We start from the raw sequence: 14800 nt of genomic DNA on the forward strand, positions 1-14800 counted from the left end.
GGGGCTCCGCTATTTCTTAGTCCTAATCCGCATCAATCGTCGCTGTCGTCGTCGTCATCCATGTCATCCCGTGAGATTGACTCGTAGGTGGGTCGTGACGGGGTGCGCCGTGTCCCAACATCTGCCATCAGATCCACTTCTAGATCCTTAGTACTGCCATCTTCTCGCGACTCGACTTTATGGATTGAGACATCCAAACACAACGATTGCAACTCACGAACCAGCACCTTGAACGACTCTGGTGTCCCCGGCCTTGGAATGGCCCGGCCCTTCACGATTGCGTTGAGGGCTTCATTACGTCCCACCATGTCATCAGACTTGACCGTGAGCAACTCCTGCAAGGTGTAAGCGGCACCGAAGGCTTCTAGCGCCCAGACTTCCATTTCACCAAAGCGCTGACCACCGTGCTGAGCCTTACCGCCCAGAGGCTGCTGTGTCACCAGTGAGTAAGGACCGGTTGAACGAGCGTGGATCTTATCGTCAACCAAGTGCACCAGCTTCAGCATGTAGGCTTTGCCGATTGTGACTGGGTGGTCAAAGGCCTCGCCTGTACGCCCGTCAAACACCTGAATTTTGCCAGGATTTTTGGGATCGTATAACCACTCTTGAGCGGTGATCTCGGCAGCTTCTTCAAGCTTGCCGTGCACTAGGGCTCGGGACACTTCCTTGTCGTCCTCAGAACCGTACATTTCATCAAAAGGAGTGACCTTAAAGCGAACGTCCAACGTATCGCCAGCCCATGCCAACAGACACTCGTAGACCTGACCGACGTTCATGCGGGATGGCACCCCTAGAGGGTTCAGCACGATGTCTACTGGTCTACCGTCTGGTAGGAAAGGCATGTCTTCGACTGGCAGAATACGGGACACGATGCCCTTATTGCCATGGCGCCCCGCCATCTTGTCACCCACCTGAATCTTGCGCTTCTGAGCCACGTAGACGCGGACTACCATATTGGCGCCAGGAGGCAGCTCGTCGCCTTGCTCTCGAGTGAACACTCGCACATCAACGACTCTGCCTTTTTCAGCGTTAGGCACACGTAGGGAGTTGTCTCTTACATCCCGTGCCTTCTCACCGAAAATAGCTCGCAGCAGTTTTTCTTCAGGGGGCTGATCAGATTCACCCTTCGGGGTCACCTTGCCAACCAGAATTGAGCCTGCATCAACCCAGGAGCCGATCCGGATAATGCCGTCTTCATCCAGCTGGCGCAGAGCATCCTCACCGACATTGGGGATCTCCCGAGTGATTTCCTCAGGGCCCAGCTTGGTCTGGCGAGCCTCGATCTCGTACTTCTCAATGTGAATCGAGGTGTAGACATCGTCAAAGACCAACCGCTCGCTAATCAGAATGGCGTCTTCGTAGTTGTAGCCCTCCCAAGGCATGTATGCAACCAGGATGTTCTGACCTAGAGCCAGCTCGCCGCCTTCCGTCGCTGAGCCGTCCGCCATGACCTGGCCAGTGACGACTTTGTCGCCAACGAAGACCAGAGGACGCTGGTTTAGGCAGGTATCTTGGTTAGAGCGCTGGTACTTCTGAAGAGGATAGGTAATTTCCCGTCCGCCCTCATTGGACCGCACCACAATCTTTTCAGCCGAAACATAGACGACCTCGCCGTTAGCACGGGAGACCACAACCATGCCAGAGTCCCGAGCTGCTTGCGGCTCTAAGCCTGTGCCGACTAAGGGACGCTCAGGGCGCAACAAGGGTACAGCCTGACGTTGCATGTTCGAACCCATGAGGGCACGGTTAGCATCGTCGTGCTCCAGAAAAGGAATCAGAGAGGTCGCCACTGAGATGATCTGCACGGGCGAGACTGCCATGTAGTCAACTTCCTGGGGCGCAGAAGTCGTGAACTCCTGTCGGTAGCGCACCGGAACCTGCTCACCTAGAATGTTGCCACCCTCATCCAGAGAGATATCCCCTGGCGCAGTTCTCAAATCATCTTCCTCATCCGCCGTCATATATAGCGGGCGGTCATCCTCGAAGCAGACCCGACCGTTTTCCACCCGCCAGAACGGGGTTTCGATGAAGCCATAAGAATTTACGCGGGCATGGGTAGCTAGAGACCCAATTAGACCTGCGTTGGGCCCTTCTGGCGTCTCAATCGGGCAGATACGTCCGTAGTGCGATGGGTGAATATCCCGTACCGCAAAGCCTGCCCGTTCTCGGGTGAGACCACCAGGGCCCAAGGCAGAAATACGGCGCTTGTGAGTCAACTCAGCCAGAGGATTAGTCTGGTCCATGAATTGAGATAACTGGCTGGAGCCAAAGAATTCCTTGATCGCTGCTACTAACGGTTTGGGGTTCACCAAAGACGCAGGTGTGAGCGAATCAGGCTCGGAAACAGTCATGCGCTCTCGAATGATGCGCTCCAATCGGTTCAAACCAACCCGAAGCTGGTTTTGCAGGAGTTCACCAACCGAACGTACGCGACGATTGCCTAAGTGATCGATGTCATCGGTCTGACCGATGTCGTACTCCAGGTTAATCAGGTAATCCACTACCGCCAAAATGTCTTGGGGAGTGAGCACCCGTACCGAGTCTGGTACGTTCAGACGCAGCTTCTTGTTCAGCTTGTAACGGCCAACGCGGCCAAGGTCGTAACGTTTGGGGTCAAAAAAGCGCGAATCAAGCAACTGTTGCCCGCCACTGACTGTGGGGGGTTCACCAGGCCGGAGCTTGCGATATAGCTCCATGAGAGCTTCTTCTTCGCCGAATTGCCCTTCCTTATCAATAGTTTTTTGGAAGTACTCGGGGTGACGCAGGGCATCAAAAATTTCAACGTCACTCAACCCCAAAGCTTTCAGCAGCACCTGTGCTGAGAGTTTGCGGGTCTTGTCGATGCGGACCCAGACTAGATCGTTCTTGTCAGTCTCAAACTTTAACCAAGCACCCCGGTTCGGAATCAGGCTGGCGTTGTAGATGCGTCGCCCGTTCTTATCGGTCTCGGACTTAAAATACACCCCCGGACTACGAATGATCTGGTTGACGATCACTCGTTCAGCACCGTTAATAATGAAGGTCCCCCGGTCGGTCATCAGTGGCAGGTCACCAATGAACACTTCCTGCTCTTTAATCTCGCCGGTTTCCTTGTTGATCAGACGAGTTGGCACGTACATCTGTACCGCGTAGGTACTGTCGCGCCGTTTCGCCTCGTCAATGTCATATTTGGGGCGCTTGAGCTTGTAGTTCTGGCCCAGGAAGTGCAGCTCCATCTTGCCGGTATAGTCGGTAATGGGTGAGAAGCTCTCCAACTCCTCAATCAGCCCTTCCTCCAGAAACCAGCGGAAACTTTCCCGCTGAATCTCTACCAAGTCCGGCAGAGTAAACGCGGGGGCTGTGTAGCTCTGTTTAGTCATGCGTCTCCCCTATAGGCCACGCGAGAGCGTGGGCACCGAATTCTAAGCTAGTCTCGACACGATTGTCAACAAGAAGAGGGCTTAAGCTTCAACCCTTAGAAGCCTCAAGCCTGATGCACAGTTGTTATGTCCTAAGCCGCTGCGAACCACGCAGCCGGAGGGCAGCGTCAATATCCCGCCATAGAACTTGTAATCTTCCCACAGATATTCCTAGCGTAACTCAAGTTTGCAGAATTTGTGACGCAAATTCTACATCATTTAAGCTAAGCCGGAAAAGTTGAGCCGCATTGTGCGTAGTCAACTCGGCCAATGACTCTAAAGATAGACCTCGCAATTGCGCCACCTGCTGGGCCACATACTGCACGAAGGCGGGCTCATTGCGCTTACCTCGCTTTGGAACAGGCGATAGAAAGGGGCAATCAGTCTCAATGAGAAGCCGTTCGTCAGGTACAACTGCTACGGATGCCTGAATTTGAGTGGCATTTTTAAAAGTGACCGTGCCACTGAAACTAATATAGAAACCCAGGCCCAAGAACCAGCTGGTTTCTTCTGGGGTGCCTCCCCAGCAGTGCATAACACCTCGAACTGGCGGCCCCTCCGCCTGAACCGCCAAGAGTAGCTCATACATCCGCGCTGCCGCATCTCGGCAATGAATGATAACGGGCAGATCCAGCTCACGGGCGAGCGCTAACTGAGCCCGAAAGACTAACTCTTGCTGCGCCTGATTGTCTGCCTTGTAGAAGTCCAGCCCCATTTCTCCTAGCGCAACGACTCGCCGATCAGAAGCGGCTAGGCTACGCAGTTGGTCCAAGAGTTCGGGCATTGCCTTATCCGCATCCAAAGGATGCAGCCCCACCGCAAAAGAAAGCTCAGGGAACCGATCAGCAAGAGCTTGAATCTGGCTAAACTCTGCTGGCTCTACGCACGAATGGATCAACCTAACCACTCCAGCTTCTCGCCAGCGTTGCGCTGTCGCATCCAGATCTTGCTGAAAGCTTTCAAAGTTGAGGTGGACGTGGCTGTCAATCAGCGGAGAAGGCACGTTTAGGGCGCCGAAGCAGTTTCAAGCGACTTTAGGACCTGAGAGAGCCGGGCTTTCCTACGAGAGCCAGTGTTAGTGTGCAAAACGCCGCGTTTGACCGCCTTATCAATCTTGCTGAAAGCGGTAGACAGGCTGGTTTGGGCTGCCCGCAGAGTTTCCGAGCTGGGGCTTTGCTGATAGGCAGCTACAGCCTCAAAGCATCGCTTTGTCAGGGTTTTAACGGCAGACCGGTAAGCTTTGTTACGTAAGCGGTTCCGCTCAGCGATTTCTACGCGCTTAACTGCAGATTTGATGTTTGCCACGAGCCGAGTAATCCCTAGCCATAAAAATTTGCGTGAGAATCAATGATAGCACTGGGTTGCCTTGGAGTGAATCTTACGCGCTGGGGGTCGAGAAAATCAGGTTAAGCTAGGAACGTGAACACTGGCCCTTCAAGGTCTTCAGGCATCTCAGGGTAGGTATGCCGCTGATCTTTGAGCCTGACATACCGGCGTTCTTGGGTTCTATGCTGCGAATCATCACTCAGCGGATTGAGGCGGAGACGGAGCTTCGGCGCATCCGCGACCGGATTCATGATGACCAGGTAATACACAAGGAGGCGACCGTTCGTGAGATTCTGCAAGCAGTCAAGCGCACTGGAGATCAGGCCTTGCTTCACTACACTGCCGAGTTTGACCGGCAGGAGTTACGGGCTGAGGAGCTGCGCGTTAGCGGTGCTGAACTGGATGCAGCCTACCAGCAGATTAGCAAGGACTTACTAAGCGCCATTCGCTTAGCTCACCAGCGCATCACCGCCTTCCATCAGCAACGTCTGCCCCAAAACTGGGTCCAGTTTGAGGACAACGGTGTGGTCCTGGGCAAGCGTTACACCCCCGTGGATGCAGCTGGGATCTATGTACCTGGTGGCCAAGCAGCTTACCCGAGTACAGTTTTGATGAATGCTGTGCCAGCCAAGGTCGCAGGAGTGAAGCGCATCGCCATGGTGACGCCGCCCGGACCTGACAAAGCCTTAAATAGTGCAGTACTAGTAGCGGCTCAAGAAGCTGGAATCACCGAGATCTATCGGGTCGGCGGGGCCCAAGCTATCGCTGCACTGGCCTATGGCACCCAGACGATTCCCAAAGTGGACGTGGTCACTGGCCCTGGGAACGTATATGTCACCCTGGCGAAAAAGCTGGTATACGGCAACGTCGGCATTGACTCCTTAGCTGGGCCATCTGAGGTTTTGGTCATTGCTGACTCAGGCGCTAACCCCGCCCATGTTGCAGCGGATCTGCTGGCTCAGGCAGAACACGATCCCCTTGCTGCATCGGTGTTGCTTACCCCTAGCACGGCCCTTGCTACTCAGGTCGTACGGGAAGTTAATCATCAACTGGAAGACCATCCCCGACGCACTCTCACAGAGAAGTCCATTGCCCATTACGGGCTAGTAGTGGTGGTCGGCTCCTTAGAGGAGGCTCTTGAACTCTCCAACGACTTCGCGCCAGAACACCTGGAGTTAGAGGTTGCTGATCCTTGGACGCTGTTGGAAGGCATTCGCCACGCTGGTGCTATTTTCTTGGGTTATGCAACGCCAGAAGCAGTGGGGGATTATCTGGCAGGTCCTAACCACACCCTGCCAACCTCTGGGGCAGCCCGGTATGCCTCCCCGCTTCAAGTGGAAGTTTTTATGAAGCATACCAGCCTGATTCAGTACACACCGGCGTCTCTACAAAATGTGGCCCAAGCTATCGATCAACTGACTGAGGCAGAGGGGCTGTATTCTCATGGTGAGTCGGTGAGACTAAGGGTTCAGCCAGAAGGAGGTCTGTTTGCTCAAGAAGATCCTGGTAGCCCTGGATAGTTCTGAACTATCTGAACAGGTGGTACAAACGCTGAAGGAGTTTGCTTTGGGGCCTGAGCACCAGGTTGTGCTGGTGCATGTCTTGCCCTCCGTTGCCAATGAAATCGACCAACCCTTAGATATTCCTCATGCAACAGGGGAACTGGAGTTGACTCATCATCAGGCCATGCAGATTCTTCAGGGGTACCAAGCCCGTATCCCCTGTCCGTCCGAGCTAGAAGTGGTATCGGGTGATCCAGCCGAAGAAATTATTCGCTTAGCCGGAATTCATCGGAGTCAGTTGATCGTCTTGGGGAGTCGTGGCTTGACTGGCTTTGACCGCATCATGCAAGGTTCAGTAAGTGCTCAAGTAGTGGCTGACGCGCCCTGTTCGGTGCTGGTTATGAAGCCAACTGCTTAAGCCAGAAAGGATTGGCTTGTTGACCAACTCAGGGCAGGTGATCCGCAGCCTTGCTAACCAGGGGTAGGCGCAGAGGTTGCCGACGCCACAGGCGGAACATCAACCAGCAGCTGCTTAGAAAGTAAGCCGAGGATAGCAAGCTACTGGTGAGCAACAGGGGTAGCTTGAGAGCTTCGCTGGCTTGAGCGCCGGTTGCAAATAGCGCGTAGCCCAACACCCAACTCAGTGCCAAAGTGACAGCAACACGGCTAGCGGCTATTTGCTCAGGAGTGCCTTGGCGTCGGTACAGAGTCCAGAGAGCTGGAAAGAAGCCAAACACCGGCACGAGACAAAAAAACGCGTAGAGATGCTGAAGCGCCTGTTCACCCATTGGGTCAGTTGGGGTGGGGGGAGACTCAAGCGAACGTCTGCGACGCGGCATGGAAGCAAGCCAAACACAAAGAATGCCTCCAGTGTAGCCAGACATGCAAAAGGAGACGTTGAATCAACGTCTCCTCAAATCAGCTTAAGTATTCAAATCGACTTGAAATTTGCGGGCGCGCTCGAGCTCCGGCTAGCTAACCGCTACCGGGAAAACTAAGCCGAGAAAATTAAACTGTGGCTAACTCAGGACGGCGACTGCGGCGGATTCCCTCAATAGCAGCAGCATAATCAGGAGCTTTGAACACTGCAGAACCAGCAACGATGGCATTAGCACCTGCCTCTAGGACTTGCCAGGTATTATTGCCCTTGAGTCCTCCATCCACTTCAATCCAAGGGTCTAGGCCTCGCTCATCGCACATTTGACGCAACTTGCGAATCTTAGGCAGCACTTCAGGAATGAAGCTTTGGCCCCCGAAACCAGGGTTGACGCTCATGATCAGCACCAAATCGCAGAGGTGCAGGACATACTCAATGAGCTCAAGAGGTGTGCCGGGATTTAGGACAACGCCAGCCTGCTTACCGTACTCCTTGATTTGCCCCAGAGTACGGTGAAGGTGAGGGGAAGCATTATGCTCTGCGTGGACTGAAATAAGATCAGCGCCTGCTTTAGCAAAATCGCCCACATATTTCTCAGGTTCCACAATCATCAAGTGGACATCTATGGGCTTTTGAGTCACTGGACGAATTGCCTCAACAATCAGCGGACCAATCGTGATGTTGGGGACAAAACGGCCATCCATAACATCTACATGAATCCAGTCGGCGCCAGCTACATCCACAGCCCGAATTTCATCGCCCAACCGACTAAAGTCAGCAGACAAAATTGAAGGAGAAACCACAATCGGTTTTTGAGAGCCGTTGGTGGGATGTTCGGTCATGGGCTGTGTCCTCCGTACGCGTGCTGAGTCTTGTAAACGAGTGTATCGCACTCGCTTAGCGCCGGGATCATTCGTAGACTCTCGAAGAGCTTGCGAAAGTTTAACTTGCTGGCTAACCCAATGCCCTGGGAACTAACCCCGATCCCGGCTTAATATTCCGGATATTGAGGTGCATCGCAGAACAAAGGGGTATGACTCGTGACTCAAAAACAGCCAAAGCTTTCAGAAACGCAGCTGAGGAACTGGTGCTGGCGGAGGCCGAACTCCAAGTCCAGAGTCTACCGCCTAGCTTGCGTCAACAGATTAGTCCTGTAGAGGTTGCCGCTCGCGCCCTCAACCGGCTAAGCCCCCTGTATGCCACCAGTGAGAAAGGCTGGCGCTTGCAGCAGCTCAAAGCCAATCATGAGGCGGGTCGGCAAGTGAGTGCGGTTGTGCGGCAAGCCCTAGCTACAGTCCAACAAGCACCCCGGCGAGACTCTCCGCCTCTAACTTCTGTGTCAGAGGAGTTACAGCAGGAGCGTGTTTTGCGCGAGCTACGCCAGATTCTGCGACGCGAGGATCTCGATTGGCATAATTTGGTCCCTGTCTTTAAAGAAAAGCTCGCTGAAACGTCCCAGGGTTGCTACACCTGGCGGCGGCGCGAACCACAATCTTGGGACAATCAGCGTTTCTTACGCTAGATCTGCAATCTCTAGCTGAGTAGGCCTTAGCAGGGGGTTGGTCTTTGGGTCAGACTGGGAGCGTAGGCGCACAGAAGATGTTATGAAGACCTTCCCCCGTTCTGCCCTGCCCTGGATGTTGGGGCTGGCTCTAACCTTAAGCCTAGCTACTGGTTGTGCTCAACTGGCTGGCTTTGGTATTGGCCTGACTAATATTGAGGCAATCCAGCAACAGCCTCGTAATTACACGAAAGTGTACGTTGGCGGAACTGTAGGTAACCAGGTTGGGTTGCTAGGCACAAGTGTTTATGAACTCAAACAGGGAGATAGCACGATTTGGGTATTAACCAAGCAGCAACCCCCTCCTAGTGGTTCAACGGTTCGCTTAGAGGCTAATGTCCAATACCAGGGCATTGTGGTTTCCAATGTCGACTTGGGTAAAGCCTATCTAGAGGAAATCCGACGGTTATAGCAAGAGTAGGTCTTGAAGTGGAAGACGCACTGACTCAGCCAGTTGAGGTTGCTATCGCTTGTCTGCGCTACGACGACCCTCAACGAGGGGACCTTTATCTAATGCAATTGCGCGATGACCTGCCTAACATTGCCTGGCCTGCCCATTGGGCTTTTTTTGGGGGGCACTTAGAGCAGGGCGAAAATCCTTCGGTTGCAATGCGCCGGGAGCTACTGGAGGAGATTGGGCATGCGCCGAAGCAGCTAACCTTATACCGCTCAGACACAACCAGTCGCGCCGTTATTCGTCACGTTTTCCAAGGGACGCTGGGAGTTTCTCTAGATCAGCTCTGTTTGCAGGAGGGTGAAGATATGGGTTTGTTTACCCCTCAAGAACTGCGCAGTGGTGCCCTATTCTCCCAAAAACTTGGGCGAACTCGCAAAATTGCCCAGCCTCACCTGGAAATCCTGTTGGAGATCCTGGAAACTTAAGCGGGAATCGTGTGACCTGGCCTACTTGCAAACTGTACCCCCCCATCACACACTTAGTTTAAGAGTGCGGGATCAGCGGTAGAGCAGTTAACAAGGGGCTTTGTATGCGGAATGTATTAGCGATCATCTTGGGTGGCGGGGCAGGCACGCGTCTCTATCCCCTAACCAAAGTCAGGGCGAAACCTGCGGTGTCTCTGGCAGGTAAGTACCGGTTGATCGACATTCCGGTGAGTAACTGTATCAATTCGGACATCACTAAAATTTATGTCCTTACTCAGTTCAACTCGGCCTCTCTTAACCGTCACATTACTCGTACTTATAATTTTTCGGGTTTCACCGAAGGGTTCGTAGAAGTGTTAGCGGCTCAGCAAACTCTAGAGAACCCCAACTGGTTCCAGGGAACAGCTGATGCTGTACGTCAGTATCTGTGGCTACTGGAGTCCTGGGAAGAGATTGATGAGTTTGTAGTCCTCTCAGGGGACCAGCTCTACCGCATGGATTACCGTTTGTTTGTCGAAAGGCACCGAGCAACAGGAGCCGATATTACTCTCTCAGTGCTGCCAGTTGATGAGCGGCAGGCTACCAGCTTCGGTCTTATGAAGATCGACGAAACGGGTCGGGTGCTCTCGTTTAGCGAAAAGCCAAAGGGTGATGCCCTACGAGACATGCAAGTAGATACACAATCCCTGGGTCTTAGCGCCGAAGAAGCAAGGCACAAGCCCTACATTGCCTCTATGGGCATTTATGTCTTCCGCCGCGCTGCTCTAATCAAATTGTTGAAGGAGTCGGCACACCGGACGGACTTCGGCAAGGAAATTATCCCTGACGCCACTGATAGCTACAACGTCCAAGCCTATCTATTCAATGACTATTGGGAAGACATTGGAACTATCGAGGCATTCTACAACGCGAATCTCGATCTGACGCGTCAACCCAGCCCCCCCTTCAGCTTCTACGACGAAAAAGCACCAATTTACACCCGCCCCCGTTATTTGCCGCCTTCTAAACTGCTCGATTGCAACATCACTGAATCAATTATTGGTGAAGGTTGTATTCTGAAAAAATGCCGGGTGAAACATTCTGTTTTGGGGATTCGGACTCGCGTTGAGGCGGGCTGTGTGATTGAAGATTCCCTATTGATGGGGTCGGACTACTACACCTCATTAGTAGAGCGAGATGGTGGGCTGAACGATGGCAAAGTCGCCTTGGGCATTGGTCACAACACAACTATTCGCCGTGCCATTGTGGACAAGGACGCTTGCATTGGTCGCAATGTGCAGATCATCAACAAAGACCACGTTGAAGAAGCCGATCGTGAAGAAGCAGGCTTCTACATTCGCAGTGGAATTGTGATTGTTCTCAAGAAGGCTGTCATTCCGGATGGCACCATCATCTAGGGTCGCCAATTAGGGTTGACAGCCAGTCAGTAAGCAGAGGTTCAGAGGAATTGCTGTAACCTTTCCCAGACGTTGAGCAGCAGTGCCCAAATTGCACCAGCGATAGTGACAAAGTAGAGGGTGGTTGCAACTGTCATGCCATGACCTGCCATGATTAGGAAGCCGTCGAACTCGATCGTCCCAATTGCGAGAAACAGGATGGCATAGGCTGGAAATGTATTGGTAAAGGGAATGATTGGTGGTAGGGGTAGGGCCATCAGAATCGCAGCCCAGGCCATCGATAGACCAATCAAACGACGTTGCAATGGGTTACGGATTAGAACTGACAGGCGAGGCCGAACCACCCGTTCCAAAGGCCTCAATATCCAGTTGATTGTTTTCAAGAGTCCAGCCGTGACTTTGGGCGAAAGCTCAACCTGAGCGATGCGCTTGGGCAACCAGGGCTTCCGAAAGCCTAAGCTGAGTTGAGTCCCTAGAAGCACAATCCCAGCACCCAGGACAGTCGAGAAGCCAGGGATTGGAATGGGACTCAGGAAGGGCAAGGTCAGCAAGGCACTCATCATGCCAAAGCCGTGCTCACCCGTGCGTTCTAGAAGCTTGCCCAGGGGCAGAGGCTCTTGGGCATACTCTTCGAGAAGTGCCTGGATGTCTTGAGAAAATTTCATAGATGAGAGCGCAACACTGGAAGGACAAAGGTACAGATTGCTGGAGATAGCTTTCCCCTGATTCTTCTCTCAGCCTATATCGGGTTCAGGACAAGACCAGAGACGGATTGTGCTGGCCAATGTATCCGAGCAGAATTGGACAGACCAATGGCAGTTTTGACCAGAGGACCTTGGGCTCATCTCTAAAGCACTAACGCATGAGCGAAAGATGGGAATTTTAGAGAAAGTCATAGCACCAACACAAACCCCGCTCAAAATAATTGAGCGGGGTTCATTGTAAAAAGTCTTTGGAGAGGAACTGAATTCCTACACTGCGGTTGCAAAGTTATCAAACAAGGCATTCAAGCGAGTGTCAATATCTGTTTGACTGCCAGTTTTAATGCGCTCAGTGTGGTCATTCAGAACAGCTTGTTGACTGTCGTAGAACACGCCGAGATAAGTCTCTGGCGCAAAGGCATATTGCAATGCCTGGGGCAGGTTGTGAGGGTCGTGTTCCTCAGGTAGAGCTTGAATTTCGTTTCGGTAGTATTCGTAAGTGTTGAATTTGTTGAAAGTTGGACAGGGGCTAAATACCTCAATGAACGAAAACCCTTTATGAGACATGCCCTGCGCGAGCAATTCACCCAAGGTTTTGTTTTGCCCTGAGAAGCCACGAGCAACAAAAGTTGCGCCACAGACTAAAGCTAGGGCAATCGGGTTCACGGGCTGCTCATTGCTGCCCTGAGGTGCAGTTTTCGTTGCCATCGACCAGGAACTGGTGGGGGAAGCTTGTCCTTTCGTCAACCCGTAGATCGAGTTGTTCATGATGATGTAGGTGATGTCTAAGTTGCGACGGCAAGCATTCACGAAATGCCCTGCACCGATGGCTAAGCCATCCCCATCACCTCCCAACACAACTACATCAAGTTCTGGTCGTGCCAACTTGATACCCGAGGCCGCAGGCAGGGCACGACCATGCAAAGAGTGAAAACCGTAGGCATCAATGAAGAAGGGAATACGTCCAGAACAGCCGATACCAGAGACTGCAACTAAGTTATCTGGATCGATCTCTAGTTGATTGAATGCCTCGTAAACACTTTTGAGTACGCCGAAATCACCGCAGCCAGGGCACCAAGTCGGCTTCACCTGACTCTTATAGTGATCACGGGCACTGGAGCGGGCAGGGGTGGTAACCATAACTCATCCAAAACTTATCCAAAACATCAAAAGGCAAAGGTTCAAAACCAGCACTAACAGGCGGCCAGCAAAACAAGCGGCAAGTCTAGCGACTGAGGCTGACGGGTCGAGCCAGTGAATTGTGAGCTGCAATGGCTTCCAAAATGCGAGCCACACTGAAAGGAACACCACCATAGGCTCGCAGTTTGTCCACTTCACGGAAGGTGTGCGCCTGGATTAGATGGGCCAATTGCCCCTGGAAATTGCTCTCTACTGCAATCGCCCAACGTACGCCGCGCAGGTAGTCTTGTACTGCATCAGTGGGAAAGGGATTCAGAGTCCGCAGCACCATCGCTGAAACCGAATGGCCCTGCGCTTGAGCGATTTTCACTGCCTCCTGCACCGGCCCCCAAGCAGTGCCCCAAGTAATTAAACCGACCTCGGCTCGCGAGGGGTCACCTAAGATCTCAGGTGCAGGTAGACTAGCGCGAATCTGTTCTAGTTTGCGGAAGCGCTTCTCGGTTTGGGCTTCGTGGTTTTCTGGGGTGTAGCAGGGGGCATCAGAAGGGGTGTGCTCCAAGCCACTGGCAACGTAGTGAGCATTAGGCTGGCCTGGAACTGCCATAGGCGATACCCCTGAACTCGTCAGGTCAAATCGCAGATAGGGCACTTCAGAAGGAGTGTAGGTCAGACGCTCCGCCCGTTTCACTTGGCTGAGGTCGGGCCGCTGTACGCTCTCTGTGCGATTGCTGAGCGTAATGTCTGAGAGCAGTACAACTGGCACCTGATACGTCTCGGCGATTTGGAAGGCCCGAATCGTTTGCCAGAAGCAGTCCTCAACATCAGTGGGGGCAATCACCACGCGGGCTGTATCGCCGTGACTACCGTGCAGAGCAATATTCAAATCTGATTGCTCCATCTTGGTTGGCATCCCCGTGCTGGGACCGGCACGCATTGAGTCCACAACGACTATGGGAATCTCAGCTCCCCAGGCGTAGCCCAGCGTTTCACCCATTAGTGATAGGCCAGGACCAGAGGTCGCGGTCATCGCTGGAACTCCTGCGTAGGAGGCACCGACAGCCATCATCACGGCACTGATTTCATCCTCAACTTGCTGACAGACCCCACCGACCTTGGGCAGTTCCCCAGCGAGAAATTCCATGATGTCCGTGGCCGGTGTGATCGGATAGCCAAAGTAAGCTCGACAGCCTGCCGCAATAGCACCCATCGCAATCATTTGATTGCCAGAGAGAATTAAGCGGCTTTGATCCACATTTGGTTCAGTTAAACGCAGAACTTCTGTAGGCAAATCAGCAGTAAATTTTAAACCTGCTTGCAGAGCCGCTTTGTTTTTGCCAATGATTTCTTCGCCTTTACGTTTAAATTGCTTCTCGATAGCTTGCTGGAGAAATTGCTCAACTCCTGGAAAAAACTGAGAAAGAACACCAAGCGCAACAACATTTTTTGCTAGCGGAAAACCAATCTCCTCCCGAGCAATTCGACCAAAGGGAACTCCTACAGCTTGATGTTTAAAATCATTGGGAATGGTAACGGCCTCAGAATCATAAACCACCACACTTGCAGAGGCTAAATCTTTGACGTTGTGATCGAACGCATATTGGTTGTAGGCCAACAGCAAATCCAGGCTATCTCCCTGAGTGCTTAGGCGTTGCGAGCCCACTCGCATCTGGAATAGGGCAGGTCCCCCCTTGATCTCTGCCGGGAACGTGCGATAGGTAAACAGCCAGTAGCCCAACTTTGCTAAAGCTCGTGCAAAAGTCTCACTCGAGCTAATCACACCCTCGCCAGATTCCCCGGCAATTCGTAGAACAAAGGACGCTTTGGTCATAAGTACATATCTCAATTCGAACTATTTCGACAGAGCTTCACAGAGCTTTTTAGAAGGGGGGTTTGTTCATAAAACTCAGCATGTTCTTTAAACTCTGCTATATCTAATATGACCTATAGGCTCCTGAAGGTCTGATACTTTTTTCATCTTTCTTTGAAAACCCATAAAAATCTTAGTAAAGCCTCGGT

The 14800-nt window shown here is 52.6% G+C and carries 14 protein-coding genes; 6 read left to right on the top strand and 8 right to left on the bottom strand.

Annotated features, from left to right (window positions below; genetic code table 11):
- Positions 1-32 precede the first annotated feature (32 nt).
- From rpoB to rpsT, 3 genes are all read right to left on the bottom strand, one after another.
- The gene (gene rpoB, locus H6F94_RS28965; protein WP_190805717.1) at positions 33-3359 is read right to left on the bottom strand and encodes a DNA-directed RNA polymerase subunit beta; all 3327 of its coding nucleotides are present in this window, start codon (positions 3357-3359) and stop codon (positions 33-35) included.
- A gap of 220 nt (positions 3360-3579) precedes the next feature.
- The gene (locus H6F94_RS28970) at positions 3580-4401 is read right to left on the bottom strand and encodes a TatD family hydrolase (RefSeq protein WP_190805718.1); all 822 of its coding nucleotides are present in this window, start codon (positions 4399-4401) and stop codon (positions 3580-3582) included.
- 2 nt (positions 4402-4403) lie between these two features.
- Complete coding sequence (gene rpsT, locus H6F94_RS28975; RefSeq protein ID WP_190805719.1) at positions 4404-4703, bottom strand: 30S ribosomal protein S20; 300 nt, start codon at positions 4701-4703, stop codon at positions 4404-4406.
- Between the two features lie 158 nt (positions 4704-4861).
- Between rpsT and hisD the strand changes: the two genes are divergently transcribed.
- Together hisD and H6F94_RS28985 are read left to right on the top strand one after the other, a co-directional pair.
- Positions 4862-6244, top strand: a complete 1383-nt coding sequence (gene hisD, locus H6F94_RS28980) for a histidinol dehydrogenase (protein ID WP_396426463.1) — start codon at positions 4862-4864, stop codon at positions 6242-6244.
- The gene (locus H6F94_RS28985; RefSeq protein ID WP_190805720.1) at positions 6213-6644 is read left to right on the top strand and encodes a universal stress protein; all 432 of its coding nucleotides are present in this window, start codon (positions 6213-6215) and stop codon (positions 6642-6644) included. Before hisD ends, H6F94_RS28985 begins: the two co-directional genes overlap by 32 nt.
- Before the next feature lie 28 nt (positions 6645-6672).
- On the opposite strand, the gene H6F94_RS28990 is transcribed toward H6F94_RS28985, so the two are convergent.
- Together H6F94_RS28990 and rpe are read right to left on the bottom strand one after the other, a co-directional pair.
- Positions 6673-7065: a hypothetical protein gene (locus H6F94_RS28990; RefSeq protein WP_242041456.1), complete on the bottom strand. Its 393-nt coding sequence runs from the start codon at positions 7063-7065 to the stop codon at positions 6673-6675.
- Positions 7066-7234: 169 nt separating this feature from the next.
- Positions 7235-7945: a ribulose-phosphate 3-epimerase gene (gene rpe, locus H6F94_RS28995; protein ID WP_190805721.1), complete on the bottom strand. Its 711-nt coding sequence runs from the start codon at positions 7943-7945 to the stop codon at positions 7235-7237.
- A 191-nt stretch (positions 7946-8136) separates the two neighbouring features.
- Between rpe and H6F94_RS29000 the strand changes: the two genes are divergently transcribed.
- The 4 genes from H6F94_RS29000 to H6F94_RS29015 all read left to right on the top strand — a co-directional run bounded on the left by H6F94_RS29000 (position 8137) and on the right by H6F94_RS29015 (position 10943).
- The gene (locus tag H6F94_RS29000) at positions 8137-8625 is read left to right on the top strand and encodes a late competence development ComFB family protein (protein ID WP_190805722.1); all 489 of its coding nucleotides are present in this window, start codon (positions 8137-8139) and stop codon (positions 8623-8625) included.
- Positions 8626-8707: 82 nt separating this feature from the next.
- Positions 8708-9076, top strand: coding sequence for a hypothetical protein (locus H6F94_RS29005; protein WP_190805723.1), 369 nt, complete (start codon positions 8708-8710; stop codon positions 9074-9076).
- 17 nt (positions 9077-9093) lie between these two features.
- A complete protein-coding gene (locus H6F94_RS29010) occupies positions 9094-9546 on the top strand; it encodes an NUDIX hydrolase (protein ID WP_313949395.1) in 453 nt (150 codons plus the stop codon).
- Positions 9547-9650: 104 nt separating this feature from the next.
- Positions 9651-10943 carry a glucose-1-phosphate adenylyltransferase gene (locus tag H6F94_RS29015; RefSeq protein ID WP_190805724.1) on the top strand — a complete coding sequence of 431 codons (1293 nt, stop codon included), beginning with the start codon at positions 9651-9653 and terminating at the stop codon, positions 10941-10943.
- A 41-nt stretch (positions 10944-10984) separates the two neighbouring features.
- On the opposite strand, the gene H6F94_RS29020 is transcribed toward H6F94_RS29015, so the two are convergent.
- The 3 genes from H6F94_RS29020 to H6F94_RS29030 form a co-directional block, all read right to left on the bottom strand.
- Positions 10985-11608, bottom strand: coding sequence for an exopolysaccharide biosynthesis protein (locus tag H6F94_RS29020; protein WP_190805725.1), 624 nt, complete (start codon positions 11606-11608; stop codon positions 10985-10987).
- A gap of 306 nt (positions 11609-11914) precedes the next feature.
- Positions 11915-12784, bottom strand: a complete 870-nt coding sequence (locus H6F94_RS29025) for a 2-oxoacid:ferredoxin oxidoreductase subunit beta (protein WP_190805726.1) — start codon at positions 12782-12784, stop codon at positions 11915-11917.
- Positions 12785-12869: 85 nt separating this feature from the next.
- Positions 12870-14612 carry a 2-oxoacid:acceptor oxidoreductase subunit alpha gene (locus H6F94_RS29030; protein WP_190805727.1) on the bottom strand — a complete coding sequence of 581 codons (1743 nt, stop codon included), beginning with the start codon at positions 14610-14612 and terminating at the stop codon, positions 12870-12872.
- Positions 14613-14800: the final 188 nt, after the last annotated feature.

Source organism: Leptolyngbya sp. FACHB-261, from assembly GCF_014696065.1.
In the GTDB taxonomy this organism is placed as follows: Bacteria; Cyanobacteriota; Cyanobacteriia; order FACHB-261; family FACHB-261; genus FACHB-261.

Bases quoted from the DNA above. Each gene is read 5' to 3' on its own strand.
- rpoB (WP_190805717.1), bottom strand. From the start codon at position 3,359: ATGACTAAACAGAGCTACACAGCCCCCGCGTTTACTCTGCCGGACTTG.
- hisD (WP_396426463.1), top strand. From the start codon at position 4,862: ATGCCGCTGATCTTTGAGCCTGACATACCGGCGTTCTTGGGTTCTATG.
- H6F94_RS28990 (WP_242041456.1), bottom strand. From the start codon at position 7,065: ATGCCGCGTCGCAGACGTTCGCTTGAGTCTCCCCCCACCCCAACTGAC.
- rpe (WP_190805721.1), bottom strand. From the start codon at position 7,945: ATGACCGAACATCCCACCAACGGCTCTCAAAAACCGATTGTGGTTTCT.
- H6F94_RS29000 (WP_190805722.1), top strand. From the start codon at position 8,137: ATGACTCGTGACTCAAAAACAGCCAAAGCTTTCAGAAACGCAGCTGAG.
- H6F94_RS29005 (WP_190805723.1), top strand. From the start codon at position 8,708: ATGAAGACCTTCCCCCGTTCTGCCCTGCCCTGGATGTTGGGGCTGGCT.
- H6F94_RS29015 (WP_190805724.1), top strand. From the start codon at position 9,651: ATGCGGAATGTATTAGCGATCATCTTGGGTGGCGGGGCAGGCACGCGT.
- H6F94_RS29020 (WP_190805725.1), bottom strand. From the start codon at position 11,608: ATGAAATTTTCTCAAGACATCCAGGCACTTCTCGAAGAGTATGCCCAA.
- H6F94_RS29025 (WP_190805726.1), bottom strand. From the start codon at position 12,784: ATGGTTACCACCCCTGCCCGCTCCAGTGCCCGTGATCACTATAAGAGT.
- H6F94_RS29030 (WP_190805727.1), bottom strand. From the start codon at position 14,612: ATGACCAAAGCGTCCTTTGTTCTACGAATTGCCGGGGAATCTGGCGAG.